Origin of the sequence: Bradyrhizobium sacchari (assembly GCF_002068095.1) — a bacterium.
GTDB classification, from domain to species: Bacteria; Pseudomonadota; Alphaproteobacteria; order Rhizobiales; family Xanthobacteraceae; genus Bradyrhizobium; species Bradyrhizobium sacchari.
Genome location: NZ_LWIG01000013.1, coordinates 150,595 through 176,400, shown reverse-complemented (window position 1 = coordinate 176,400; position 25,806 = coordinate 150,595). Strand labels below are relative to the sequence as shown.

The following is a 25,806-nucleotide window of genomic DNA, read 5'->3' as shown; positions in this document are numbered from 1 at the left end:
NCGTCGACGAGGAAGCGGTTGGCGCCGAGCCGCACCTTGGCGGCGTCCTCGTAGAGGCCGGAGGTGATCTCGACCGCATCGCGCCAGCTCTTCGCCGGCTGGATGTTGATCTCGATGACCCCGGGATCGGGCGTCACCTTGATGACCTCGATGCGGGGATCGAATGGCGGCGGATAGCCCTCGACATGGACGGGGAGCTGCATCTCCTCGGCGGTGTCTTCCAGCGCCGAGATCAATTCGAGATAATCCTCGATGCGCTCGACCGGCGGCATGAAGGCGCAGATCACGCCGTCGCGGATCTCCACCGCCATCGCGGTGCGGACAGGAATCGCGGTGTTGAGATATTCAGGGGCCGTGCGCGGCGGCGCCGGCGGTCGTGCCATACGGGTGAACACCGGCAGCTTGCCCCGCGGCTCCATCGGGTCCTGCTCGATGATGTAGGGATATTGGTTCGGCGGAACGTAGCCGAGCGAGCCCATCGGCAGGCGCAGGCCGAGCGGTGAATCGCCCGGCGTCAGGAACAGATGATTGCGCCGGAGCGGCCAGCGCTCGCTGCGCCAGCGCGGCGGCGCATTCCAGCGCTGGATCGGCAGCACGAAGCCGCGCGGCGTGGTCAGGCCCTGCTCGAACACCCGTGCCATGCGGGCGCGTGCTTCGGGGTCGGACAACTTTGAATCTGTCGGATCGACATTGATCGGAAGATCAGCTTCCTTTTGAAGCCAATAGGCCGGGTCCTCATAGGCGGGCATGATGTAGCCGAGATCGACACCGAGCCGCGCGGCGGTGCCTTCCATGAAGGCCTCGGCGTCCCTGACCTCGGGCCGCCGCGGATTTTCGATCTTCGCGATGAGATCGGCGTTCTTCCAGATCGGGACGCCGTCCTTGCGCCAGTAGAGGCCGAAGGCCCAGCGCGGCAGGCTCTCGCCCGGGTACCATTTGCCCTGGCCGTAGTGCAGAAGCCCGCCGGACGCGAAGCGCGTGCGCAGGCGGCGGATCAGGTCGTCCGCAAGCGTGCGCTTGGTCGGACCGACGGCTTCCGTGTTCCACTCGCCCGCTTCGAGATCGTCGACCGAGACGAAGGTCGGCTCGCCGCCCATGGTCAGCCGCACATCCTGCGCGGCGAGATCGCCGTCGACCTGCTCGCCGAGATCGTTGAGTCGCGCCCAGGATTCATCGGAGAACGGCTTTGTGATGCGCGGCGCCTCGCGGATGCGCCTCACGCTCATGTCGAAGGCGAACTCGACCTCGGCAAAACCGGCGCCGCCGGAGATTGGCGCGGCCGAGCGATAATGCGGTGTGGCGGCAACCGGGATGTGCCCCTCGCCTGCCAGCATGCCGGAGGTGGCGTCGAAACCGATCCAGCCCGCGCCCGGCAGGTAGACCTCGGCCCAGGCGTGCAGATCGGTAAAATCATTCTCGACTTCCGGCGGCCCCTCGATCGGGTCGATGTCGGGACGGATCTGGATCAGGTAGCCGGAGACGAAGCGCGCGGCGAGGCCGAGATGGCGCAGCGTCTGGATCAGCAGCCAGGCGGAGTCGCGGCATGAGCCGGCGCAGGAGACGAGCGTCTCCTCCGGCGTCTGCACCCCCGGCTCCATGCGGATGATGTAGCGGATCTTCTTCTGCAGCTCGCGATTGAGCTCGACCAGGAAGTTGACCGTGTTCGGCGCCTCGCGCGGGATCGAGGCGAGGTATTTTGCGAACTCGGGATCGGGCTTGATCGTCTCCAGATAGGGCGCGAGCTCGGTCTTCAGGTCCTTCGGATAGTCGAACGGAAAGCTGTCGGCGTAGGGCTCGACGAAGAAGTCGAACGGGTTGACCACGGTCATCTGCGCCGTGAAGTCGACCTCGAATTTCAGCTCGGTGGTCTTCTCCGGAAAGACGTAGCGCGCGAGCCAGTTGCCTTGCGGGTCCTGCTGCCAGTTCACGAAATGGTTGGCCGGGGTGACCTTGAGCGAATAGCTCAGGATCGGCGTGCGCGTGTGCGGCGCCGGCCGCAGGCGGATAGTCTGCGGGCCAAGATCGATCGGGCGGTCGTATTTGTAGTGCGTGACGTGGTGTAATGCGACGTAGATCGACACGGGGTGCGGTGCTCCAGCAGCTTTTTTGAGCAGAACACCTGACGTCAATGCGATCAAGCACTAACAACGGGCAGCGGGTGCCTAGGAAGTATCCCGGTCCCCCGGCTTTGTTGGGATAACGGCGGAGATTGCGGCTACGCCCTCCTCCCACGCACGTCGTCTCGGACAAGCAGAGCTCTGGTCAACGCGCAGCGTTGCCCAGAGCGGAGCGCAGATCCGGGACGACAGCGGTGGGTGGCGAAAGCCCTACGCCGCCGAGGTCAGACGCTGCAGGAACTGCGTCACCTCGCGGCGGAGGGTCTCGACCTCGCCGTGAACGCGCTCGGAGGCGCTGTTGACGCGGCTGGCGACGCGGCCGGTGTCCGCAGCGGCGTCGCTGATGCCCGTGACGTTGGAGGAGACCTGGGAGGTGCCGGCCGAGGCTTCCTGGACGTTGCGGGCGATCTCGCGGGTGGCAAGGCCCTGCTGCTCGATCGAGGTCGCGATCGAAGAGGTGATGCCGTTGATCTCGGCGATGGTCTGCGCGATCGCCTCGACGGCCGCGACCGAGTTGGTGGTCGATTGCTGCATCTCGCCGACCTTGGCGCTGATCTCCTCGGTGGCCTTTGCGGTCTGGTTGGCGAGACTCTTGACCTCGGAGGCCACCACCGCAAAGCCGCGACCGGCTTCGCCAGCCCGCGCTGCCTCGATGGTGGCGTTGAGCGCGAGCAGGTTGGTCTGCGAGGCGATCTCGCTGATCAGCTTGACGACGTCGCCGATCCGCATCGCGGCGTCTGCCAGGTTGCGGATCTCGCTGCCGGCGCGATTGGCCTCGTCCACGGCCCGCCCCGTGCTCGCGGTCGAGCCGTTCACCTGACGGCCGATCTCGGCGATCGAGGACGCGAGCTGCTCCGCCGCGCTGGCGACGGTCGCGACGTTGCGCGAGGCCTGGTCGGAGGCGCTGAGCACGCCCGAGGTCTGCCGGCTGGTCTTCTCGGCCGCCGCCGCCATCTGGCCGGCGTCGGATTCGAGATCGGTCGCGGCGCCCATCAGCGTGCCGGCAACCTGGTCGAGATGCGTGCCGAACTGTTTTGCGAGGCCGGCGATTTCGACCACACGACGGCCGAGGCTGTCGGTGCCGGAATTGATGACGGTGGCCGAACGGCGGAACGAGCCGGGTAGTCCGCGCGCCAGGATCTTGCGGAAATACTTGCCGCGGCTGGCATACTCCATCGATGCCGAGGCTTCGCGCTGGAAGGCATCGGTGATGTCGAGCATGTCGTTGACGGATTTCTGGATCGAGCCGATCCGCCCGGTCTGCCGCTCGCTCAGGATGCGCGCCTCGAGATCGCCCTGCGCCGCCTTGCGGCAGACATCGGCGACCTCATCGACCGCCACCGCCGTGCGATGCTGGCACCAGACGGCGTAGCCGAGCAGCCCGACCGTCGCGCCAAGCAGCGCAGTACCGATGATTCCGTTCACCCCGAGAAGTGAAAGTCCAAACGCAACGACGGCAAGACCACATGCGAGCGCGGTCGCTCCCTGCGCCTTAGAGAGAGAGCACAAATTCATCGTAACCGACACCCTGTTGCTTGAGCAGTCCGACCATCGCCTCGAAGCTGGCATGCATGCCGTCCTTGGCATTGGCATGCCGCGCCTCTTCCGCGCACAGCGTCTTGTAGATCGGCTTGATGCGCTCGACCTGCGCCGGATCGGGCTTGCGGCGGTTGGAGTGATAGCCGACGATATTGCCGCGCTCGTCGAAGGTCGGCGTGACGTGGGCGAACACCCAGTAATGGCTGCCGTCCTTCGCCAGGTTGACGACGTAGGCGAAGATCTCCTGCTTGGACTGCAGCGTATCCCAGAGCAGCTTGAACACGGCGCGCGGCATGTCGGGATGACGGATCAGGCTGTGGGGCGCGCCCATCAGCTCGGCGTAGCTGTATTTCGCCATACGGATGAAGACGTCGTTGGCGTAGGTGATGCGGCCCTTGAGATCGGTCTTGGAGACGATCAGCTCCTCCTCGCCGAGGAGATTTTCCACGCCAGTCGGCCGTATCGCACGCGTCATCGTTGACGAATCCTGTCGAAGGGCAGCGCGCCCTCGAAGGAGTCGCCCGCATCACCTCACGATTACGATGCGAAATGTTAATCCCAAGTGACCGCGGGAACCGCCGCGGTCATATGACACCTACGTATGACTACGTAGGTGTCCGCGTCCTCCTGCAGCGAGGTGCATCGGCAGCGTTACATCGTCGCCCCCAGCACCCAGGGCGCGAACTCGGCGCCGCCGAAATCGAAGCTTTCGCTCTTGGTCGGCTGGCCGGAAGCGGTCTTGAGGATGAGATCGAAAATGCGCTGGCCGCATTGCTCGACGCTCTCCTCGCCTTCGAGGATGGTGCCGCAATTGACGTCCATGTCCTCTTCCATGCGCTTGTACATCGGCGTGTTGGTGGCGAGCTTGATCGACGGCGCCGGCTTGCAGCCGAACACGCTGCCGCGGCCGGTGGTGAAGCAGACGAGGTTGGCGCCGCCGGCGACCTGCCCTGTCGCCGCCACGGGATCGTAACCGGGCGTGTCCATGAACACGAAGCCGCGCTTGGTGACCGGCTCGGCATAGCGCAGCACCTCGACGAGATTGGTGGTGCCGGCCTTGGCCATCGCGCCGAGCGATTTCTCCAGGATGGTGGTAAGGCCGCCCGCCTTGTTCCCGGGGCTCGGATTGGCGTTCATCTCGGCGCCTTCGCGCGTCGTGTATTCGTCCCACCAGCGCATGAGATCGACCAGCTTCTCGCCGACCTCGCGGCTGACGGCGCGGCGCGTGAGCAGATGTTCGGCACCGTAGGTCTCCGGCGTCTCCGACAGGATCACGGTGCCGCCATGACGGACGACGAGATCGCTGGCTGCACCGAGCGCAGGATTGGCCGACACGCCGGAATAACCGTCCGAGCCGCCGCATTGCAGGGCCACGGTCAATTCGCTCGCCGGCACCGTCTCGCGCTTGACTTTGTTGGCGTCAGTGAGCGCCTCGCGCACGAAGGCGACGCCTGCCTCGACCGTCTTGCGGGTGCCGCCGACCTCCTGGATGTCCATCGCGCGCAGCCGGCCGGCGAGCTTCTGCTCTTCCATCAGGCCGCCGATCTGGTTCACCTCGCAGCCGAGGCCGAGCACGATGACGTGGGAGAAATTGACGTGCCGCGCATAGCCGCCGAGCGTGCGGCGGAGCAGCGCCAGCGGCTCGTTCTGCGTCATGCCGCAGCCGGTCTTGTGGGTCAGCGCGACCACGCCGTCGACGTTGGGAAAATCGGCCAGCGGATTGTCGCCGGTGAAGGGGTTCTTCTTGAAGACGTCGGCGACGAGGCTTGCGACATGCGCGCTGCAGTTCACCGAGGTGAGGATGCCGATATAGTTGCGCGTGGCGACGCGCCCATCCGGGCGGCGGATGCCCTCGAACGTCGCGGGCAGGTCGAAATTCGGCGTCGGCTTGACGTCGGCGCAATAGGCATAGTCCTTGGCGAAGTCACCCATGCCGCAGTTCTGCACGTGCACGTGCTGGCCCGGCGCGATCGGAATGGTCGCAAAGCCGATGATCTGGCCGTAACGGATCACGGGCTCACCGACGGCGATCGGCTTGATCGCGACCTTGTGGCCGGAGGGAATGCGATCGACCGTGGTCACGCCAGCGGCCACCAACGTTCCCGGCGGCAGGCTCGCGCGCGCGATCACCACGCCATCATCGGGATGCAGGCGGATGACGGGGCTGATGGTCATGGGAGGTCTCCTTGGTCTTGAAAAGTATCCTGCCCCGGACGCTGCGCGGCGCCATTAGCGCGTTTGCGCGCGTCTTCGACGCGCTATGGCGGTGCGCTACAGATCCGGGGCCCAGTGTTGCGTCACGTGCTTCGCTGGCTTCTGGGTCCCGGCTCTGCGACGCAGCGCTGCACGCTGCATCGCGTCCGCGACACGGGAGCTCAGGCCTTGCCGCCCGATTCCTTGCGGGTCGCGTTGACCTGCATCTTGGCATAGGTCGTCATCAGGCCGACCTCGTTCGAGAGCGTCACCAGCTTGAAGCCCATGTTGATGGCGCGCGCGGCGCCTTCCGCGCCGCTGCAATGGATGCCGGGATTGAGACCACGCTTGCCGCATTCCTTGATGATCTTCTCGTAGATCGCGAGAATCTCGGGCTCGCTGCGGTCGAGCTTCGGCTCGAGGCCGTAGGAGAAGCCGAGATCGGACGGGCCGATATAGACGCCGTCGATGCCTTCGACATCGAGGATCGCTTCCATGTTCTCGACCGCGGTCTTCGTCTCCATCATCGGCAGCAGGACGATCTCATCATTCGCCGTCTTCTGATAGGAGCCGGCGGTGCCGTACATGCCGGCGCGGATCGGGCCGTTGGAGCGCACGCCCTTCGGCGGATATTTCGCGTAGGAGACGAGGTTTCTGGCTTCCTGCGGCGTGTTGACCATCGGGCAGATCACGCCATAGGCGCCGCCATCGAGCACCTTGCCGATGATGCCGGGCTCGTTCCAGGGCACGCGGACCATCGGGGTGACCGGGTGCTTGTCCATGGCCTGGAAGCACTGCACCATCGAGAGATAGTCCTGCACGCCGTGCTGCATGTCGACCGTGACGCTGTCGAAGCCGCATTGCGCGACCATCTCGGCCGAGAAGCCGGAGGGAATTGCCAGCCACGCATTGACCACGGCCTTGCCCGACTTCCAGATTTCCTTGACTTTGTTCGCCACGTTGCCTTCCTTCTTTGTTGTTTGGACCGTCGTCACCATGACGAGCGCCGCGACAAGGCAATGCCGTTATTACCGTGAACTCGATCGCCGCGCTACGCTCGCGATGACGCAAGACGTCATCCGGCAAGGTGGCGTTATCCGTTCGGGCGCCGACTTTCACGCAATCGGCTTGGGCGGCACTTTGAGCGAAAAAACGCGGTGATGTCCATGGCCCTCGCCGCGCGCTCGCGCATATCTGCTGTCACTCCTCGGCACTTGCCTCGTTGCCGGCGCCAAGCCCCGCCAGACTCTGCTCGAGCTCGCCGAGCATCTCCTGCAATTCGGCGAGCTTGCGGGCGCCGAAGCGGCTGGTGATCTCCGCGTAGATCGCCTCCGACGTCGGCGCCACGGAGGCCATCAGCTTCACGCCCTCCTTCGAGATCGAGACCATGCTGCGGCGCTGGTCCGCCTTCGCCGTCTTGCGCTCGATCAGGTTGCGCGCCTCGAGATCACGCAGGATACGCGACAGGCTCGGTCCGAGCAGGAACGCGGTGCGCGCGAGTTCCGTGACCTCGGCGGCCTCGATGGCGGCCAGCGCGCGCAGGATACGCCATTGCTGCTCGGTGAGGCCGTGCTCGCGTAGCGAGGGACGGAACTGCCGCATCACCGCCTCGCGTGCCCGCAGCAGCGACATCGGCAGCGAGCGCGAGAAGTCGCGCATCGGCACTTGGCGCGCGGCTGGCGCGCTTCCGTTCGCGGGATCAGCCGGTCTCTTGCTCATGACGCCCTTTCAGACCGCAAAAACGTTTGCAGTGCAGCAAGCCCAGATTCTGTTTGACGCATTCACTTAACATGTTAAGTATCTCCGGGCACCACGATTTGTAAGATCACGCATGGCGCTTTCCAACGACGATATTCAGGCTTGCGCGAGGCGTCTGCACCAGGCGGAGAAGACCCGCACGCAGATCCGGCAGCTCTCGCAGGATTTCCCTGACATCACCATCCCCGATGCCTACGCGATTCAGAAGGCCTGGGTCGACGCCAAGATCGCGGAGGGGCGCATCGTCAAGGGCCACAAGATCGGCCTGACCTCCAAGGCGATGCAGAGCGCTCAATATCGACGAGCCGGATTCCGGCGTGCTGCTCGACGACATGTTCTTTGCCGATGGCGGTCTGGTCCCGACCGAGCGATTCATCGCGACGCGGGTCGAGGCCGAGCTCGCCTTCGTCATGAGCAAGCGGCTCGCCGGCCCCGACTGCACGATGTTCGACGTGCTCAACGCCACCGACTTCGTGGTGCCGGCGCTGGAGATCCTGGATACGAGGATCGAGCGCGTCGATCCTCACACCAAGGCGACGCGCAAGATTTACGACACCATCGCCGACAATGCAGCCAACGCCGGCATCGTGCTCGGCGGACGGCCGATCCGTCCGCTGGACGCCGACCTGCGCTGGATCGGCGCGCTCTGTTTCAAGAACGGCCAGCTGGAAGAGACTGGTCTTGCCGCCGGCGTGCTCAATCATCCCGCAACGGCGGTGGCGTGGCTCGCCAACAAGATCGCGCCGCTCGGCCTTGCGCTCGAGCCCGGTCAGGTCGTGCTCGCCGGCTCCTTCATCCGCCCGATCGAGACCCGCAAGGGCGACACAATTCAAGCCGATTATGGCGCCTACGGCTCGGTGAGCTGCTACTTCGCTTGAGGCGAACAAAAAACGACAGGGAGTGAAACCGCGATGCCGCATTTCACGATCGAATATTCGGCTAATCTCGATGGCCGCCTCGACATCGGCGCGGTCTGCGAAGTCGTGCGCAAGGCCGCGGTCGAGACCGGTATCTTCCCGCTCGGCGGCATCCGAGTCCGTGCCATCAGATGCGAGCATTATGCGATTGCGGATAACAGGCAGGATTACGGTTTTCTCGACATGGTGCTGCGCATCGGCGAGGGCCGCGACCTGCCGACGCGCCAGAAGGCCGGCGAGCACGTCTTCCAGGCGCTCTCGAAACATCTCGATCCCGTCTTCGCCGCCAGCAAGTTCGCGTTGTCGTTCGACATGCAGATCAACGACAAGGATACCAGCTGGAAGCGCAACAACATCCACGACGCCCTGAAGGCGGAGGCTGCCCATGGATAAGCCCACCCCGAAAGCCGACGTATTCCAGGCCAACCGCGACCGCGTCGCGCCGCTCTTGAAGACGCTGCGCGCGGACGGCATCGGCCACATGATCGACGGCAAAATCGTCGCCTCGATCTCCGGCGAGGCGTTCGAGACCAAGTCGCCGGTCGATGGCGCGGTACTCGCCAGTGTGGCGCGCGGCAATGCCGAGGATATCGATGCGGCAGCAACGGCCGCTTCGCTCGCGTTCAAGTCCTGGCGGGATATGGCCCCCGCGATGCGGCGCAAGCTGCTGCATCGCGTCGCGGATGCCATCGAGGACAATGCCGACGACATCGCCGTGCTCGAATGCATCGACACGGGACAAGCCTATCGCTTCATGGCCAAGGCCGCGATCCGTGCCGCCGAGAATTTCCGCTTCTTCGCCGACAAATGCGCCGAGGCGCGCGACGGCCTCAACACGCCGAGCGACGAGCACTGGAACATCTCGACCCGCGTGCCGATCGGCCCGGTCGGCGTGATCACGCCGTGGAACACGCCGTTCATGCTCTCGACCTGGAAGATCGCCCCCGCTCTCGCGGCAGGCTGCACCGTCGTACACAAGCCGGCCGAATGGTCGCCGGTGACGGCCGCCATCCTGGCAAGGCTCGTCAAGGAAGCCGGCGTGCCCGACGGCGTGCTCAACACCGTGCATGGCTTTGGCGAGGAGGCCGGCAAGGCTTTGACCGAGCATCCCGCCATCAAGGCGATCGGCTTCGTCGGCGAGAGCGCGACGGGATCGGCGATCATGGTTCAGGGCGCGCCGACGCTGAAGCGCGTGCATTTCGAACTCGGCGGCAAGAACCCGGTGATCGTGTTCGACGACGCCGATCTCGACCGCGCGCTCGACGCCGTCGTGTTCATGATCTACTCGCTCAACGGCGAGCGCTGCACGTCGTCGAGCCGCCTGCTGATCCAGCAGAGCATCGCAGAAAAATTCGTCGAGAAGCTGACCGCTCGCGTGAAGGCGCTGAAGGTTGGCCATCCCCTCGATCCCGCCACCGAGATCGGGCCGCTGATCCACGAGCGGCACCTGGCGAAGGTCTGCTCCTATTTCGACGTCGCGCGCGAGGACGGCGCTGTGATCGCGGTCGGCGGCAAAGCCTATGACGGGCCGGGCGGGGGACATTATGTCGAGCCGACGCTGGTCACCGGCGCACACGGCAAGATGCGCGTGGCGCAGGAGGAGGTATTCGGCCCCTTCCTCACCGTGCTGCCCTTCAAGGACGAGAAGGACGCGATCGCGATCGCCAACGACATCCGCTATGGCCTCACTGGCTACGTCTGGACCAACGACGTCGGCCGCGCCTTGCGCGTCGCCGATGCGCTGGAGGCCGGGATGATCTGGCTGAACTCGGAGAACGTCCGCCATCTGCCGACCCCGTTCGGCGGCATGAAGGCCTCAGGGATAGGCCGCGACGGCGGCGACTACTCGTTCGACTTCTACATGGAAACCAAGCACGTCTCGCTGGCGCGGGGCACGCACAAGATTCAGAAGCTGGGAATTTAGAACCGCCGTCGTTCCGGGACGATGCGAAGCATCGGACCCGGAACCTCGAGATTCCGGGCCCGGTCCCCGGAATGACGGGGCCTAACGAGGGGAAACGCCAATGCCCGTACCGCAACACGTCTTCGAGCCGCCGTTCAACATCATCCGCTCCAGCCATGTCGTGCTCGACGTGACTGATTTGAAGCTGAGCCGCGAGTTCTACGAGACCATTGTCGGCCTGCATGTCGAGGATGCCGACGACAAGATCGTGTACCTGCGCGCCGCCGAGGAGCACCAGCATCATTCGCTGGTGCTGCGGAAAGCCGCCGTGCCCGCCTGCAACAGGCTCGGCTTCAAGGTCGGCAACGACAAAGACCTCGACAATGCCGCCGCGTTCGTCTCCGAGAACGGCCTCGCCTACGCCTTCGTCGATCAGCCGTTCCAGGGCCGCACGCTTCAGTTCACCGATCCATTCGGCTTCCAGATCGAGCTCTATGCGTCGATGGACAAACGTCCGCATCTGCTCCGCCGCTACGATCTCTATCGGGGCTGCCACCCGCAGCGGCTCGACCATTTCAACGTCTTCGCCGCCGAGGTGCAGGACACCGTCGATTTCTACGCACGGCTCGGCTTCCGCCTCACCGAATACGCCGAGGAGGACGGGCCGAACGGGCGTATCGCCGCCGCCTGGATGCATCGCAAGGGCAACGTCCACGATTTCGCGATCACCAACGGCAAGGGTCCGCGGCTGCACCATTTCGCCTACTGGACGCCGACGGCGATGAACATCATCCATCTCTGCGACGTCATGGCCTCGCAAGGCCTTGTGAAGAACATCGAGCGCGGTCCCGGACGCCACGGCATCTCGAATGCGTTCTTCCTCTATGTGCGCGATCCTGACGGCCACCGCCTTGAACTCTACACCAGCGACTACTTCACCGGCGATCATGACCACGAGCCGCTGCGCTGGTCGCTGCGCGATCCGCGCCGCCAGACGCTGTGGGGCGCTCCCGCACCGCGCTCCTGGTTCGAGCAGGGCTCGCCGTTCACGGGCCAGGCCGTGCGTGAGCCGAAATTCGTTGCCGATGTGCTGGTGGCGGATTGATGCGGATGAGTTTCAAGACCTGTCTCCACCCGTCGTCCCGGCGCACGCCGGGACCCCTAACCACAGGGAGGAGTTTGACGAAGACACGTTGCTCGAGATTGTCATCGCGCCCTCACGATAGATTCCGCGGTATGGGTCCCGGCCTTCGCCGGGACGACGCATAACAATGGGCAGCCCATGAAACTCCCTCGCCTCGCCACCTATTCCTTCAAGGGCGACGCCCGCTATGGTGCCGTCGTGGACGGCGGCATCGTTGATCTCTCCGCGCGCTACGCCAGGGACTATCCAACGCTGCGCGAAGTCATCGCGGCCGGAAAGCTCGTGAGCTTCGCGGAAGAAGCCGCCGGGCGCGCGCCGGACCATGGGCTCGCCGAGATCACCTGGCTGCCGCCGGTGCCCGCGCCGGAGAAGATCATCTGCATCGGCGTCAACTATCCCGACCGCAATGCCGAGTACAAGGATGGCCAGGACGCGCCGAAATATCCGAGCATGTTCATGCGCAATCCACGCTCCTTCGTCGGCCACGAGACGCCGCTGGTGCGCCCGCGCGCTTCACATCAGCTCGACTATGAAGGCGAGATCGTGCTGGTGATCGGCAAGCAAGGCCGGCACATTTCCGAGAGCGCCGCGCTCGATCACATCGCCGCGCTGACGCTGTGCAATGAAGGCTCGGTGCGCGACTGGCTGCGCCATGCCAAGTTCAACGTCACCCAGGGCAAGAACTTCGATTCCAGCGGCAGCCTCGGTCCGTGGCTGGTGCCCTACACACAGGAATCGCAGGTCGCCGACATCAGGCTCACCACGCATGTCAACGGCGAGCTCAGGCAGGACGACCGTACCAGCCGGTTGATGTTTACGCTCCGCTATCTCATCGGCTATATCTCGACCTTCGCAACGCTGGTCCCCGGTGACGTCATTGTGACGGGCACGCCGACCGGTGCCGGTGCGCGGTTTGATCCGCCGCGCTATCTGAAGCCTGGCGATGTCATCGAGGTCGCAGCCGAAGGCATCGGCACGCTGCGAAACGGCGTGGTCGACGAAGCCTGAACAACAATCGAAATGGAATAGTGCAATGACCACCCTCACCGGCGGCGAAGCGATCGTAAGCGGGCTTGTTGCTCACGGGGTCGACACCGTGTTCGGCCTGCCCGGCGCGCAAATCTACGGGCTGTTCGACGCCTTCCACCAGGCGCGGCTCAAGGTGATCGGCGCGCGGCACGAGCAGGCCTGCGGCTACATGGCGTTCGGCTATGCGCGCGCCAGCGGCAAGCCCGGCGTGTTCAGCGTGGTGCCCGGCCCCGGCGTGCTCAACGCCAGCGCGGCGCTGCTCACGGCCTATGGCTGCAACGAGCCGGTGCTGTGCGTCACCGGCCAGGTGCCGACGCAATTCCTCGGCAAGGGCCGCGGCCATCTGCACGAGATGCCGGACCAGCTCGCGACCTTGCGCACTTATGTGAAATGGGCCGACCGGATCGAAGCGCCCGGCAATGCGCCCACCACCGTGGCACGCGCCTTCCAGGAGATGACCTCGGGGCGGCGCGGACCCGCCTCGGTCGAGATGCCCTGGGACATCTTTACCCAACGGGCGGATACCTGTCCCGCCAAGGTGCTGGAGCCCCTGCCCGCGCCCCTGCCCGACCCTGATCTGATCAAGCAGGCCGCTGCGCTCATCAAGTCCAGCAAGGCGCCGATGATCTTCGTCGGCAGCGGCGCGATCGAGGCGCGCGATGAGATCCTCGAGCTCGCCGAAATGATCGATGCGCCCGTGGTCGCCTTCCGCAGCGGCCGCGGCATCGTCTCCAACGCGCATGAGCTCGGCCTCACCATGGCCGCCGCCTACAAGCTGTGGCCGAACACCGATCTGATGATCGGCATCGGCACACGGCTGGAGCTGCCGACCATGTCGCGCTGGCCGTTCCGTCCCGATGGATTGAAGAGCATCCGGATTGACATCGATCCGGTCGAGATGCGGCGCTTCATCTCTGACACTGCCATCGTCGCCGATGCCAAGACGGCGACTGCCGATCTCGCCGCCGCCGTCAGCAGGGCCGGCTACAGCAAGACCGCCGGCCGCCGCGCCGCGATCCGCGAGGCCAGCGCGACGGCACAGCGGGAGATCCAGCGCATCCAGCCGCAGATGGCGTATCTGAACATCTTGCGCGAGGTGCTGCCGGCGAACGCGATTGTCACCGACGAGCTGTCGCAGTTCGGCTTCGCCTCCTGGTACGGCTTCCCGATCTACGAGCCGCGCACCTTCATCACCTCGGGCTATCAGGGTACGCTCGGCTCCGGATTCCCGACCGCGCTCGGCGCCAAGGTCGCCAATCCCGACAAGCCGGTGGTGGCGATCACCGGCGACGGCGGCTTCATGTTCGGCGTGCAGGAGCTCGCCACCGCCGTGCAGTTCGACATCGGCGTGGTGACGCTGGTGTTCAACAACAACGCCTATGGCAATGTCCGCCGCGACCAGCGCGAGCGCTTCGACGGCCGCGTGGTGGCATCGGATCTCGTCAATCCGGATTTCGTCAAGCTCGCGGAATCCTTTGGCGTTGCATCCGCGCGCGTCACCGCGCCGGACCAGTTCAAGGCGGCGATGGAGAAGGCGCTTAGCCATGGCGGGCCGTATCTGATCTCGATCGAGGTGACCCGGGATTCGGAGGTGAGCCCGTGGGCGGTTATTCATCCGCCGAAGCCGTAGTTTTTGTCATTCCGGGGCGCGCGAAAGCGCGAACCCGGAATCTCGAGGTTCCGGGATCGATGCTTCGCATCGCTCCGGAACGACGCTCTTTCACCGCGTCCTTCTAAACGTCAAATTGATCCGCTTCCGTCCCAGCAGCGCGTGCTCGCCATCGGCGAGCGGCGCGACGCCGTGATAGGCGAGCCGGCTCGGCCCGCCCCAGACCACGACGTCGCCATGGACGAGCCGGAAGCGGCGCGGCTTGTCGCTGCGCGTGAGGCCGCCGAACAGGAAGGTCGCGGGCAGGCCGAGCGAGACCGACACGATTGGCGCCGAGAAATCCAGCTCGTCCTTGTCCTGATGCAGCGACAGCCGCGTGCCGGGCTCGTAGCGATTGACGAGACAGGCGTCGGGCGAAAAGCCGGCAAAGCCGCCCTGCTCGGCTGCGCGGCGGGCGAGATCGCAAAACACCGGCGGCATCGCCGGCCATGGCGCACCGGTTCGGGGATCGATCGGATCGTAGCGATAGCCGGTGTGATCGGTGATCCAGCCGCGCTCGCCGCAGTTGGTCATGGCCACCGACATCTGGTAGCCGCCGGGCGTGGTCATCCGCCGGAACGGCGACTGTGCCACGATGGCGCGCACGGCGTCGATCAGTTCGTTCTCGACCGGCTTGACGAAGCCGCGCAGCAGCACGGCGCCGTCCGCGATCTCCTCGCGCGACGGTTGCGCCTCGGCGACATTGTCGAACAGATCACCCGTCAATCGCAGTGCTCATTTGGCATCATGGAAGATCACACCCAGCGTATGGCGCTGGCCCGAGCGAATCCGGCTGACGCCGTGGCGGAGATTAACGCGATAGGTTCCGCGTGTCCCCTGCACCGGACGGTGATGCACGGCAAAGGCGACCGCGTCGCCCTGCATCAGCGGAACCACCTCGGCACGCGACTGCATGCGCGGGCGCTGCTCGGTCAGCACGAACTCGCCACCGGTGAAATCGCGTCCGGGCTCGGAGAGCAGGATCGCGACCTGGAGCGGGAACACGTGCTCACCATAGAGATCCTGGTGCAGGCAATTGTAGTCGCCGGCCTCGTACTGCAGCAGCAGCGGCGTCGGGCGCGCCTGCCCCGCCTCGTGGCAGCGCTTCAGGAAGGCCGCATGCGCCGTGGGATAGCGGATCTCGATCCCCATCGCCTCGTTCCAGCGATTGGCGACGGCTTGCAGGTGCCCATAGAGCGCCGGGCGGAGCTGCGCGATCAGGTCGGGCAGCGGATAGGAGAAGTACTTGTACTCGCCGCGGCCAAAGCCGTGGCGGCCCATGACGATCCGGCTGCGGAAGTGCGCATCGTCCGGGTAGAGCGCGGCGACGGCGCGGCATTGCTCCGGCGTCAGCAGGTTCTTCAGGACGGCGCAGCCCTGGGAATCGAGCTCGGCGGTGATCTGCGGCCAGTCGAGGGCGTCGACATGGGCGGCAAGGTCAGCGAATGGCTTTTGGAGCGATTTTCGTGCGGTCATTGTCATAGCAATTACCTTCGCTGCCCGACGTTCACCCCGCCACCCGATTTCCGATGGCTATCTCCCCGTCATTGCGAGCCAACGGGTCCGCGCGAAGCGCGGCCCGATGACAGGCTCCGCGAAGCAATCCGGAGTCCCACCGCGGAACCGGCCTGGATTGCTTCGTCGCAAGGGCTCCTCGCAATGACGGTGGGGATCGACTTCAGCCCCGCACCGGCAGCGTCGCCACGTCATAGCCGTGCCTGATCGTCCGCTTCAGCACGGGATCCTCGAGCTCGAAGTCGAAACGCTCTGCGGGGCGGATGCCGCCCTTGGCCGCAAACGTGCCGCCGAACATGGCGCAGCCGTCGGGGAACTTTCCACCCTCAAAGCCGCGCGCGATCAGGTCGCTGACGGGGAGCATCGCATCCAGCGTGCCCTCCTGATAAAGCACGCGCTCCCCCTTGATGGTGGCGTAGGAGCGCAGGATCATCTTGTCCCAGTGCCCGATGACGTCTTCGAGCTCCCACAGCGTGGAGGCGATCGGCTTGTCGCACATCTGCTTGGACACCGTGACGTTGTAGGCCTCGACCTTGCGGTCGGTGTGGTCGGAGCCGCAGCCGACGAAGATGCGGCCCTGCCAGCCGATCAGCACGAACTCGACTTCACCGGAGGAATCATCGCCGGTGCATTCGATGCTGTCTTCCTGGGTCAGCCGCCGCGCGGAAGCGCGATAGTAGATCGGGGTCGAGGCCGGCGGGGCGATGCCCATCTCCTGCAGCTCGGCGATGTGCTTGTCGCGCGCGACGGGATCGCGGCCGGTCCAGCCGGCGATGACCATCTGGTCGATCGCGAGCGTCAGCGGCGTGGTGGTGTCCTGGGCATCGACGGTGAAAGTGAGGTCAAACACGAATGACGGTCTCCATGCCGGCAGCAAGTTCAAAGATACGATGATCCGAGCCGCCCGCGCCCGCCAGCATCAGGCCGACCGGGACGTCGCCCGCGCGGTGCGCGGGCAGCGAGATGGCGCAGCCATCGATCATGTTGATGAGGGTGCAGTTGCGCAGCGCGCGCAGGTTTTGCGTGGTGAACGCCTTGTCATCGGCGAGATCGGCGATCTTCGGCGGCGTGTTGGCGGTGGTCGGCAACACCAGGGCGTCATAGGGCGCCATGCGCGCATTGACGCGGGCGATCAGCGAGCGGCGCTCGTTGATGAGATCGATGTAGTCGGCCGCACTCTGCGCCTCGCCGCGCATGATGCGCACGGCGACCCTGGGATCGTAGACGTCGCCCTTGGACGTGATGAGATAGCGGTGCCAGGCGTAGCTCTCGGACGCCGCAAAGCCGCCCTTGGCATTCATCGGGCCGATGTCGTGGAATTCGGTCATCTCGATCCGCTCGATGATGGCGCCATGGTCAGCCAACGTCTTCAGCGCGCGCTCGAAAGTCTCGGCGACCGCAGCGTCGAGATCGTCGAGCGCGATCGTGGTCGGCACCGCGAGCCGCATGCCTTTCACAGGCCGCGGCTTCAGCACGGTGATCGGCTCGTTCGCCAGCACCGCGTCGAGTATGGCACAGCAGCTGACCGATCGCGCCAGCGGCCCGATGCTGTCGAGCGAGAAGGACAGCGGTACCGAGCCGTCCAGCGGCACGCGGCGCTGCGTCGGCTTGTAGCCGACGATGCCGTTGAAGGCCGCCGGGATGCGGCAGGAGCCGCCGGTGTCGGTGCCCAGCGCGCCATGCGCCATGCCGTCGAGCACGGACACCGCGGCGCCCGAGGAGGAGCCGCCGGGCACATGGCCCACAGCGCGGTTCCAGGCGCCTTTCGGCGTGCCGTAATGCGGATTGATGCCGATGCCGGAATAGGCGAACTCGGTCATGTTGGTGCGCCCGATCAACACGAAGCCGGCCCTGCGCAGCCGCGCGACCGCGGCCGCATCGTGCTCCGCAGGATCGGAATCGTCGAGCGCACGGGAGCCGGCGCGTGTCGTCTGTCCCCTGATGTCGAACAGATCCTTGATCGAGATGGGAATCCCGGCGTAGGGCGACGGCGCCGCCTTGACCTTGCGCAGGGCATCCATGGCGTCGGCGGTCGTCAGCGCCGCGTCCTTGTCGACATGGATGAAGGTGCGCTGCCCCTCGCCGGCGGGATCGGCAATCCTGGCGATGCACGCCTCGACCAGCTTGCGGGAGGTGGTGCGGCCGCTTTCGAGGTCGTCGGCGAGCTTCGCCAGTGTCGGAAAATCGGGCATGTCTGTCTCACGGAATATTGGCGCGCGCAATCTATAGCGCTGACTCAGTCCGACACAAGCATTGTACGCATGATGGCATGCATGCGCATTGCTGGACCGTTGACGCGCGATAGCTGATTGTCGCATCAAGATCGAAACAGGCAGGCGTGAAGCCTGCCCTTGGGAGGGTGTTCCGACATGGCCGAACCGCAGCGGGCGCGACCGAAACCGACGCCGGAGACCCAGCATTTCTGGGACGGCACCAAAGCCGGCGAATTGCGCCTGCAACGCTGCGACGCCTGCGCGCATGTCTATTTCCCGCCGCGCCCGTTCTGCCCGTCCTGCGCCTCGCGCAAGGTCAGCATCTTCAAGGCGAGCGGCAAGGGTTTTCTCTACAGCTACGTGATCAACCACCGTCCCGCCGCGCCCGGCTTCACGCCGCCTTACGCGATCGCGGTGGTCGAGCTCGCCGAAGGGCCGCGGATGATGAGCAACATCATCGACTGCCCGCAGACGCCGGAAGCGCTCGAGCTCGACATGAAGCTCGAGGTCGCCTTCGAGGTGCTGGACGACAAGATCACCCTCCCCGTGTTTCGTCCGGCGAAGGGGTAGAGCATGCGCAGGAACCAGGTTGCCGTCGTCGGCGCGGCCGAGACCACCGAGCTCGGCGTCATCCCCAACGCCTCGCAGCTCCAGCTTCACGCGGATGCGGCGCTCAACGCCATTGCCGATGCCGGGCTGAAGCTGTCCGACATCGACGGCTTTGCTACCGCGGTCGAAACGCCGCAGCAGGTCTGCCACTATCTCGGCATCAAGCCGACCTGGGTGGACGGCACCTCGGTCGGCGGCTGCTCCTTCATGCTGCACGTCCGCCATGCCGCCGCCGCGATCGAGGCCGGCCTGTGCAAGACCGTGCTGATCACCCATGCCGAGAGCGGCAAGTCGATGATCGGCAAGCTGCCGCGCTCCACGCCGGCGGACAGCCTCAACGGCCAGTTCGAGGCGCCCTACGGCGTCTACGGCCCGCCCAGCATGTTCCCGATCCCCGTGCTGCGCTTCATGAAGACCTACGGCATCACGCATGAGCAGCTGGCTTCGGTCGCCGTCGTTCAGCGGGAATGGGCGGCGAAGAATCCCCGGGCGATGATGAAGGACCCGATCACCGTCGCCGACGTCCTCAACTCGCGCATGATCGCCTATCCGTTCCGGCTGCTGCAGTGCTGCCTCGTCACCGATGGCGGTGGCGCGCTGATCCTGACCTCGGCGGACAGGGCCAAGGATTTTCCGCGAAAACCCGTCTACATCATGGGCACGGGCGAGAGCGTGGAGACGCCGATGGTCAGCCAGATGGAGACTTTCAATTCCTCGCGCGCGTTCAAGACCGCCGGCCCCCTCGCCTTCAGGGAGGCCGGCATCGCCCACAAGGATGTCGATCATCTCATGATCTACGATGCCTTTGCGCATTTGCCGCTGTTCGGCCTCGGCGACCTCGGCTTCATGCCCTATGAGGAGACTGGCCCGTTCATCGCCGACGGCAACACGCGGCCTGGAGGGAAACTTCCGCTCAACACCAATGGCGGCGGATTGAGCTACATGCATTCGGGCATGTACGGCATGTACGCGCTGCAGGAAAGCGTGCGCCAGATGCGCGGCATCGCACCGGCGCAAGTGCCGAATGCGAGGATTTCAGTGTGTCACGGCGTCGGCGGCATGTTCGCGGCAAGCGGCACGATCGTGTTTACGAACGAGAGGTGACGCGGCGCGGATGACACATGCTCGTCATTGCTGGGCTTCACCCGGCAATCCATCCTCTTCTGGAGATGGATGCGCGGGTCAAGCCCGCGCATGACGAGCTGGGTCAGCTGCGGCCGCGAAGGCAACATGGAGAGGCTAGCATGACAAAATCACTGCAAGACAAGGTCATCATCGTCACCGGCGCAGGCCGCGGCATCGGGCGCGAGATCGCGCTGCTCTGTGCGGCGGAAGGCGCCAAGGTCGTCGTCAACGATCCCGGCGGGGCCTCCGACGGCGCCGGCTCGAACGCGGCGCCGGCGGAAGAAGTCGTCGAGGAAATCAAGAAGCGCGGCGGCACCGCGGTCGCCAATTTCGAAAGCGTCGCCGAAGCGATCCCCGCCAGCAAGATCGTGAAGACCGCGACCGATCATTTCGGCCGGCTCGACGGTGTCGTCAACAATGCCGGCATTTTGCGCGACATGATCTTCCACAAGATGAGCGTGGAGGCGTTCGAGGCGGTCATCAAGGTCCACCTGATGGGCTCGTTCTACGTCAGCCACGCGGCGGCGCGGATCTTCCGCGAGCAGGAGAGCGGCTCCTTCGTGCACTTCACCTCGACCTCGGGCCTGATCGGCAACTTTGGCCAAGCCAATTACGCCGCCGCCAAGCTCGGCATCGTCGGGCTCTCCAAATCCATCGCGCTCGACATGGGCCGCTTCAACGTCCGCTCCAACTGCGTCTCGCCGTTCGCCTGGACCCGCATGATCGGCACCATTCCCACCGAGACCGACGCGGAGAAGGCGCGCGTCGAGAAGATCAAGCAGATGGGACCGGAGAAGATCGCACCGCTCTGCGGCTACCTGCTCGGCGATTCCGCCAAGGACGTCACCGGCCAGATCTTTGGCGTGCGCATGAACGAGATCTTCCTGTTCAGCCAGAACCGGCCGATCCGCTCGGTGCAGCGGAGCGAAGGCTGGACGCCGCAATCAATCGCGGAACACGGCATGCCGGCACTAAAAGGTTCGTTCTACGAGCTCGATCGTTCGGCGGACATCTTCACCTGGGATCCCGTCTAGCCGTATTTCCGGCATCCCTGCCCTGCGGTCTCTGGTTGACTTAGCCAGAGATCGCCCCGGTTTACGCCTGAATGCAGGCGAATGGTGTCCTCCCAACAAATTTTGGGAGGAAACCATGACAAGAATACTGACCAACTCCGACGACACGACTGCAGGCGGCGGTCTCGGCCGCCGCGATGTCCTCAAAGGCGCAGCGGTCCTCGCCGCCTCGACTGTCCTTGCCTCTCAAGCCGATGCCCGCGACTTCGGCGCCAATGCCGAGCCGCAGCGCTATCCGGACCCCGACATCGTCGTCATCGATCCCAAGCGCTTCAAGGCCAAGGTCGGCAACACCGCGATCAAGCGGCTTTACACCGGCTGCTTGTGGGCGGAAGGGCCGGCGTGGAATGCGCAGGGACAATATCTCGTCTGGAGCGACATCCCCGCGAACCGGCAGCTGCGCTATCTCGACGACGACGGCCACATCTCCGAGCAGTTCCACAAGCCGTCCAACGAGGCCAACGGCAACTCCTTCGACACCGAGGGACGCCAGATCAGCGCCGAGCGCACCCGCCTCGTCCGCTACGAGCACGACGGTTCGGTGACGACGCTGGTCGAGCAGGCGGGCGGCAAGCCGCTCAACGGCCCCAACGACATGGTGGTGCATCCCAACGACAAGGCGATCTGGTTCACCGATCCCGGCTATGGCGCGATCAGCATCTACGAAGGCAAGCTCGCCAATACCGGCTCGCTGCAGCCGCACCAGAAGGAGGCCGTCTATCGTCTCGACACCCAGACCGGACAGGTGGCGAAGGTCGCCGATGAGCCGTTCAAGCCGAACGGCATCGCCTTCTCCCACGACTACAAGAAACTCTATGTCTGCGACACCGGCATCACGCATTATCCGCAGGCGGAGAACGTGGTGTGGTCCTACGACATCGACGGGGCGAAACTGTCGAACCCGAAGCGGCTCATCGACATGAAGCTCGAGGGCAAGTCGGGCTTCCCGGATGGATTGCGCGTCGACACCGAGGGCAATATCTGGGTCGGCGCCGGCTGGGTCGGTCCGGGCTATGACGGCGTGCAGGTGTTCGCACCGAACGACGGCGCGCGCATCGGCCAGATCCTGCTGCCGGAGACCTGCGCCAATGTCTGCTTCGGCGGCAAGAAGCGCAACCGCCTGTTCATGACCGCGAGCCAGTCGCTCTATGCGGTCTATGTGGAGACGCAGGGCGCGCATTTCTGTTGAGAGCCCCGCTCTCACCACCGCGTCATGGCCGGGCTTGACCCGGCCATCCACGCGCAGTCGCGAGCGAGGAACGACGTGGATGCCCGGGTCAAGCCCGGGCATGACGACTATGGGACGGCACGGCTCTTGAGTTACCCCGTATTCCTCAACCCCGCCGAGATGCCGTTGATCGTCAGCTGTATCCCGCGCAGCACCTGCTCGTCGGGGTTCTGCGCGCGGTGCTCCTTCAGGAGCTCGACCTGCACGTGGTTGAGGGGGTCGAGATAGGGGAAGCGGTGGCGCACGGAGCGCTCCAGCAGCGGATTGCCTTGCAGCAGGCGATCCTGCCCCATGATGTCGAGCAGCGTCTCGATGCAGGAATGCCATTCGCGGCGGATGCGGCCGAAGATCTTTTCACGCAGCGCCTCGTCCGGCACCAGCTCGGCGTAGCGCGAGGCGATCGCGATCGAGCTTTTCGCCAGCACCATGTCCATGTTGGACAGGAGCATGCGGAAGAACGGCCACTCCTTGTAGAGTTCCTTCAGGAACGGCATGCCTTTGTCGGGGTGCTCCGCGATCCACTGCTCGACCGCGCTGCCAAAACCGTACCAGCCCGGCAGCATCAGGCGGCATTGCGCCCAGGAGAACACCCAGGGAATCGCGCGCAGATCCTCGATCGCGCGGGTCTTCTTGCGCGAGGCCGGGCGGCTGCCGATGTTCAGCGTCGCGATCTCGTTGATGACCGTGGACGCCCAGAAGTAATCGACGAAGCCCTCGGTCTCGTAGACGAGGCCGCGATAGGCCTTGAAGGCGAGGTTCGAAAGCTCGTCCATCGCCGTCAGATATTCGCGGCGCGGCGCGCTCTGGCGCGGATGCAACAAGCTTGCTTCGAGCGTCGCGGCGGCGAGGATCTCCAGATTGTTGCGGCCGACCTCGGCGTTGGAATATTTCGACGAGATGATCTCACCCTGCTCGGTGATGCGGATCTGGCCGTTCACCGCGCCGCCGGGCTGCGCGATGATGGCGTCGTAGCTCGGCCCGCCGCCGCGGCCGACCGAGCCGCCACGGCCGTGGAACAGGCGCAGGCGCACGTGATGGCGTTCGAACACCTCGACGAGGCCGATCTCGGCCTTGTAGAGTTCCCAGCCCGAGGTGACGAAGCCGCCGTCCTTGTTGCTGTCGGAATAACCGAGCATGACCTCCTGCACGCTGCCCCGGCTGTCGACGAGGCGGCGGTAATCGTGCAGCGACAGCATGCGGTCCATGATGCCGCTTGACGCCTGCAGATCCTCGATGGTCTCGAACAGCGGCACGATGTTGATGGCGCTGCGCCCGGAGGGATGGACGAGGCCGACTTCCTTGAGCAGCACCGCGACCTCGAGCATGTCCGACATGCCCTTGCACATCGAGATGATGCATTGGGGAATGGCGTCCGAGCCGAACTTCGCATGCGCTTCGGCGGCGGCATGGAAGACGTTGAGCTCGCCCATGGTCTCGTCGCTGTACTTGACGAAGGGCGACACCAGCGCGCGCGTCGAGCGCAGCTCGTTGGTGAGCAGCGAGATGCGCGCCTCCTCGCCGAGCGCGAGATAGGACATGCCGGGGTTGGCGGCGTCGATCAGCTCGGCAATGGTGCGCTCGTGCACCGCCGAGTTCTGGCGGATGTCGAGCCGCGCCAGATGGAAGCCGAAGCAGTCCACCGCGCGGCGCAAGAGCCGCAGCCGGCCGCGGGCGATGACGCGGGCGTTGTTGGAGATCAGCGAGCGGTGCAGCACGTCGAGATCGGCCTGCAACTCCTTGACACTCTCGTAAGGCCGCCCCTTGCCGACCGGCCGGCGCGTGATCTCGACCTCGAGTGCTTCCGCCGTCGCGGTGAGGCGCGCATAGATGCCGGAGACCGCGAGGCGATAGGGCTCGCCGCTCCGGTGCGGCGAGGTGTCCGGCGAGCGCTCCGCCAAATTGCGCAGCTCCTCGGAGACGTCGGCGAGATGGGCCGCGATCGACAGTTCCGAGCCGAGCACGTGCAGCTCGTTCAGATAGAACTGCATCACCCGGCTCGACTGCAGCCGCAGCGTGCCGCGCATGACGTCGGCGGTGACGAAGGGATTGCCGTCGCGGTCGCCGCCGATCCAGCTGCCCATGCGCAGGAACGAGGCGAGCTCGTGTGCCGCCTGCCCGTCGCCCTCCTCGAGCCGGTCCTCGAGCACGTTGACCAGCCGCGGCACCTCACGCAGGAAGGTGTAATCGTAGAACGACAGGCCGTTGGCGACCTCGTCGAGCACGGTGAGCTTGGTCCGGCGGAGCAGGTTGGTCTGCCACAGCGTCAGCACCTCGCGACGGAGCTGCTCGTCGCTGGCGGCCGCCTCGTCCGCGGTCAACGCGACGCGCTCGCGGCGGTCGAGCAGGCTTGCGACCTCCATCTCACGGTCCATGGTGCTCTTGCGGCGGACCTCGGTGGGGTGCGCGGTGAGGACCGGACTGACCAGCGCGGTCTTGAAGAAGCTGCGGAGCTGGTCGGGACCGATGCCCGCCGCCTTGGCGTGCGCCAGCGTTTCCGCCAGCACGCCGGAACCACCGTTTTTGGCACCGCTTCGCGCGCGCATCTGGCGGATGTTGTTCTGGTCCTCGGCGATGTTGGCGAGGTGCGAGAAATAGCTGAAGGCGCGGACGATCCGCACCGTCTCCGAGGTCGACATGCTGTCGAGGATCTGCTCGAGCTCGCGCCGGGCGAGCCGGTCCTCGTCGCGGTGGAACCGGATCGAGGTTTGCCTGATACGCTCGACCAGGTCGAACACATCGGCCCCCTCCTGGTCGCGCACCGTGTCGCCCAGGATCCGCCCGAGCAGGCGAATGTCGTCCCGCAGCCGCGCTTCCGCTTCCGTGACCTGAACGTCCTCGGGACGGTTCGGGCGATGCTCGGTGGCGTCGGATGGTACGGTCTGGAGGGACATCGGCTCGCTCCCCTGCTCGCGCCCTTGGCGGCCCGGTTCAGCCGAGTGTGCGATATTTTTCTGCCGCAGTGCAAGATGAACTTGGTGGCGGCGCGGCAGGATGACTGACCGCGGCAGGATGGGTAGAAAAGCGCGCACACGTCCTCGTTCTCGCGGCGGACGCGCCCGAAATTTTGCTCTCCGTTTCGCCCTCGTCGAGAACAGAGGGCGCAGGGAAGGCCGGGCGCCAGCTGGCACCCAGGGTCCGCACGCGAGAGACGCACGCGGGGTGACCACAGGTGATGCCGGACATCCCGGCCTTCCCTGCGCAATGGTGTTACGGCTTATGGCGCGCTCTCCCCGGGGAGCGATGCACTATTGCCCCCGTCGCCTTGCGGATCACCGATGCGCGCGCCCGGTCGGGCCGCTTCACCGCCGCAAGCCTTGACGCACAGACCCCGGGCGTCAGGACCACACGCTTTTGCCGTCCGCGGACGTCCCTCCCCGGGCCATTCGAAAGCTCGCGCGTGCTCGCCCCCGAAGCCGAAAAGAAACGCTGTGACCGCGCCGTGTCGTGCCGCGGATCGTGATGGCTCACAGGCGCAGCCCGCCCTGCCACCCCGTCACGCGCCGGCGCTGCCGCGTCCATCGCATCCCTGCCGACGTATCGTGACGATCGCGAAACGTCCCTTTGACGGGCCGGGATGGAATGCGGTTTACCCGAATACGCAAATTCGGTCAATCAGAATAATGCACTCCGGAGCGCTTGACCTTCATGTGGCGTGTTTCGCGCGTCGGTGACGCCACGAATTGGGCGCGCAACAGCGGCTCGGTACTGACGCGCCGAAGACTGCTTCCCGCTAAACGGGCGACTTCCGAACTTTCCCGACTTCGCGAAAAGTCGTTGCACTGATGCCCACTGACA

The 25,806-nt window shown here is 65.3% G+C and carries 19 protein-coding genes and 2 pseudogenes; 10 read left to right on the top strand and 11 right to left on the bottom strand.

Annotated elements, in window-relative coordinates; genetic code table 11:
- Position 1 precedes the first annotated feature (1 nt).
- The 6 genes and pseudogenes from A5906_RS44550 to hpaR all read right to left on the bottom strand — a co-directional run.
- Positions 2-2,027 (bottom strand): annotated as a pseudogene (locus tag A5906_RS44550) (transglutaminase family protein); the annotation flags it as partial.
- A gap of 300 nt (positions 2,028-2,327) precedes the next feature.
- A complete protein-coding gene (locus tag A5906_RS17930; RefSeq protein ID WP_080136710.1) occupies positions 2,328-3,632 on the bottom strand; it encodes a methyl-accepting chemotaxis protein in 1,305 nt (434 codons plus the stop codon).
- Positions 3,610-4,131, bottom strand: coding sequence for a PAS domain-containing protein (locus tag A5906_RS17925; RefSeq protein ID WP_080136709.1), 522 nt, complete (start codon positions 4,129-4,131; stop codon positions 3,610-3,612). The genes A5906_RS17930 and A5906_RS17925 overlap by 23 nt, the downstream gene beginning before the upstream one ends.
- Before the next feature lie 176 nt (positions 4,132-4,307).
- Positions 4,308-5,831 (bottom strand): UxaA family hydrolase, encoded by a 1,524-nt coding sequence (locus A5906_RS17920; protein ID WP_080136708.1) that lies wholly within the window; start codon positions 5,829-5,831, stop codon positions 4,308-4,310.
- A 200-nt stretch (positions 5,832-6,031) separates the two neighbouring features.
- On the bottom strand, positions 6,032-6,808 hold the full coding sequence (locus tag A5906_RS17915) for an HpcH/HpaI aldolase family protein (protein ID WP_080136874.1): 777 nt from the start codon (positions 6,806-6,808) through the stop codon (positions 6,032-6,034).
- A gap of 241 nt (positions 6,809-7,049) precedes the next feature.
- Complete coding sequence (hpaR, locus tag A5906_RS17910; protein WP_080136707.1) at positions 7,050-7,568, bottom strand: homoprotocatechuate degradation operon regulator HpaR; 519 nt, start codon at positions 7,566-7,568, stop codon at positions 7,050-7,052.
- A gap of 112 nt (positions 7,569-7,680) precedes the next feature.
- Here hpaR and hpaH point away from each other — a divergent pair.
- The 6 genes and pseudogenes from hpaH (at position 7,681) to A5906_RS17880 (ending at position 14,230) form a co-directional block, all read left to right on the top strand.
- Positions 7,681-8,485, top strand: a pseudogene (gene hpaH, locus A5906_RS17905) (2-oxo-hept-4-ene-1,7-dioate hydratase).
- Between the two features lie 33 nt (positions 8,486-8,518).
- On the top strand, positions 8,519-8,917 hold the full coding sequence (locus tag A5906_RS17900) for a 5-carboxymethyl-2-hydroxymuconate Delta-isomerase (RefSeq protein WP_080136706.1): 399 nt from the start codon (positions 8,519-8,521) through the stop codon (positions 8,915-8,917).
- On the top strand, positions 8,910-10,448 hold the full coding sequence (hpaE, locus tag A5906_RS17895; protein WP_080136705.1) for a 5-carboxymethyl-2-hydroxymuconate semialdehyde dehydrogenase: 1,539 nt from the start codon (positions 8,910-8,912) through the stop codon (positions 10,446-10,448). The genes A5906_RS17900 and hpaE overlap by 8 nt, the downstream gene beginning before the upstream one ends.
- A 100-nt stretch (positions 10,449-10,548) precedes the next feature.
- A complete protein-coding gene (gene hpaD, locus A5906_RS17890) occupies positions 10,549-11,532 on the top strand; it encodes a 3,4-dihydroxyphenylacetate 2,3-dioxygenase (protein ID WP_080136704.1) in 984 nt (327 codons plus the stop codon).
- 177 nt (positions 11,533-11,709) lie between these two features.
- Entirely contained in the window at positions 11,710-12,579 is an 870-nt protein-coding gene (locus A5906_RS17885; protein ID WP_080136703.1) for a fumarylacetoacetate hydrolase family protein, read from the top strand.
- A 25-nt stretch (positions 12,580-12,604) separates the two neighbouring features.
- Entirely contained in the window at positions 12,605-14,230 is a 1,626-nt protein-coding gene (locus A5906_RS17880) for a thiamine pyrophosphate-dependent enzyme (protein ID WP_080136702.1), read from the top strand.
- Between the two features lie 90 nt (positions 14,231-14,320).
- Here A5906_RS17880 and alkB read toward each other — a convergent pair whose 3' ends face one another.
- The 4 genes from alkB to A5906_RS17860 form a co-directional block, all read right to left on the bottom strand.
- The gene (gene alkB, locus A5906_RS17875; protein ID WP_080136701.1) at positions 14,321-14,974 is read right to left on the bottom strand and encodes a DNA oxidative demethylase AlkB; all 654 of its coding nucleotides are present in this window, start codon (positions 14,972-14,974) and stop codon (positions 14,321-14,323) included.
- Positions 14,975-14,983: 9 nt separating this feature from the next.
- Positions 14,984-15,730, bottom strand: coding sequence for a 2OG-Fe(II) oxygenase (locus A5906_RS17870; RefSeq protein ID WP_080136700.1), 747 nt, complete (start codon positions 15,728-15,730; stop codon positions 14,984-14,986).
- Positions 15,731-15,926: 196 nt separating this feature from the next.
- Positions 15,927-16,613, bottom strand: coding sequence for a DUF2848 domain-containing protein (locus A5906_RS17865; RefSeq protein ID WP_080136699.1), 687 nt, complete (start codon positions 16,611-16,613; stop codon positions 15,927-15,929).
- Positions 16,606-17,955 carry an amidase gene (locus A5906_RS17860; RefSeq protein WP_080136698.1) on the bottom strand — a complete coding sequence of 450 codons (1,350 nt, stop codon included), beginning with the start codon at positions 17,953-17,955 and terminating at the stop codon, positions 16,606-16,608. The genes A5906_RS17865 and A5906_RS17860 overlap by 8 nt, the downstream gene beginning before the upstream one ends.
- Positions 17,956-18,132: 177 nt before the next feature.
- Between A5906_RS17860 and A5906_RS17855 the strand changes: the two genes are divergently transcribed.
- The 4 genes from A5906_RS17855 to A5906_RS17840 all read left to right on the top strand — a co-directional run bounded on the left by A5906_RS17855 (position 18,133) and on the right by A5906_RS17840 (position 21,972).
- Positions 18,133-18,546 carry a Zn-ribbon domain-containing OB-fold protein gene (locus A5906_RS17855; protein WP_080136697.1) on the top strand — a complete coding sequence of 138 codons (414 nt, stop codon included), beginning with the start codon at positions 18,133-18,135 and terminating at the stop codon, positions 18,544-18,546.
- Positions 18,547-18,549: 3 nt separating this feature from the next.
- Positions 18,550-19,689 (top strand): thiolase C-terminal domain-containing protein, encoded by a 1,140-nt coding sequence (locus A5906_RS17850; protein WP_080136696.1) that lies wholly within the window; start codon positions 18,550-18,552, stop codon positions 19,687-19,689.
- Positions 19,690-19,829: 140 nt separating this feature from the next.
- Positions 19,830-20,744, top strand: coding sequence for an SDR family NAD(P)-dependent oxidoreductase (locus A5906_RS17845; RefSeq protein WP_080136873.1), 915 nt, complete (start codon positions 19,830-19,832; stop codon positions 20,742-20,744).
- 115 nt (positions 20,745-20,859) lie between these two features.
- Positions 20,860-21,972, top strand: a complete 1,113-nt coding sequence (locus tag A5906_RS17840; RefSeq protein WP_080136695.1) for an SMP-30/gluconolactonase/LRE family protein — start codon at positions 20,860-20,862, stop codon at positions 21,970-21,972.
- Between the two features lie 131 nt (positions 21,973-22,103).
- On the opposite strand, the gene ppc is transcribed toward A5906_RS17840, so the two are convergent.
- Positions 22,104-24,902, bottom strand: a complete 2,799-nt coding sequence (gene ppc, locus A5906_RS17835) for a phosphoenolpyruvate carboxylase (protein WP_080136694.1) — start codon at positions 24,900-24,902, stop codon at positions 22,104-22,106.
- Positions 24,903-25,806: the final 904 nt, after the last annotated feature.

What these genes read in the sequence shown, in the direction of transcription:
- A5906_RS17930 (WP_080136710.1), bottom strand. Translation starts at nt 3,632, where the DNA reads ATGAATTTGTGCTCTCTCTCTAAGGCGCAGGGAGCGACCGCGCTCGCA.
- A5906_RS17925 (WP_080136709.1), bottom strand. Translation starts at nt 4,131, where the DNA reads ATGACGCGTGCGATACGGCCGACTGGCGTGGAAAATCTCCTCGGCGAG.
- A5906_RS17920 (WP_080136708.1), bottom strand. Translation starts at nt 5,831, where the DNA reads ATGACCATCAGCCCCGTCATCCGCCTGCATCCCGATGATGGCGTGGTG.
- hpaR (WP_080136707.1), bottom strand. Translation starts at nt 7,568, where the DNA reads ATGAGCAAGAGACCGGCTGATCCCGCGAACGGAAGCGCGCCAGCCGCG.
- A5906_RS17900 (WP_080136706.1), top strand. Translation starts at nt 8,519, where the DNA reads ATGCCGCATTTCACGATCGAATATTCGGCTAATCTCGATGGCCGCCTC.
- hpaE (WP_080136705.1), top strand. Translation starts at nt 8,910, where the DNA reads ATGGATAAGCCCACCCCGAAAGCCGACGTATTCCAGGCCAACCGCGAC.
- hpaD (WP_080136704.1), top strand. Translation starts at nt 10,549, where the DNA reads ATGCCCGTACCGCAACACGTCTTCGAGCCGCCGTTCAACATCATCCGC.
- A5906_RS17885 (WP_080136703.1), top strand. Translation starts at nt 11,710, where the DNA reads ATGAAACTCCCTCGCCTCGCCACCTATTCCTTCAAGGGCGACGCCCGC.
- A5906_RS17880 (WP_080136702.1), top strand. Translation starts at nt 12,605, where the DNA reads ATGACCACCCTCACCGGCGGCGAAGCGATCGTAAGCGGGCTTGTTGCT.
- A5906_RS17870 (WP_080136700.1), bottom strand. Translation starts at nt 15,730, where the DNA reads ATGACAATGACCGCACGAAAATCGCTCCAAAAGCCATTCGCTGACCTT.
- A5906_RS17860 (WP_080136698.1), bottom strand. Translation starts at nt 17,955, where the DNA reads ATGCCCGATTTTCCGACACTGGCGAAGCTCGCCGACGACCTCGAAAGC.
- A5906_RS17855 (WP_080136697.1), top strand. Translation starts at nt 18,133, where the DNA reads ATGGCCGAACCGCAGCGGGCGCGACCGAAACCGACGCCGGAGACCCAG.
- A5906_RS17850 (WP_080136696.1), top strand. Translation starts at nt 18,550, where the DNA reads ATGCGCAGGAACCAGGTTGCCGTCGTCGGCGCGGCCGAGACCACCGAG.
- A5906_RS17845 (WP_080136873.1), top strand. Translation starts at nt 19,830, where the DNA reads ATGACAAAATCACTGCAAGACAAGGTCATCATCGTCACCGGCGCAGGC.
- A5906_RS17840 (WP_080136695.1), top strand. Translation starts at nt 20,860, where the DNA reads ATGACAAGAATACTGACCAACTCCGACGACACGACTGCAGGCGGCGGT.
- ppc (WP_080136694.1), bottom strand. Translation starts at nt 24,902, where the DNA reads ATGTCCCTCCAGACCGTACCATCCGACGCCACCGAGCATCGCCCGAAC.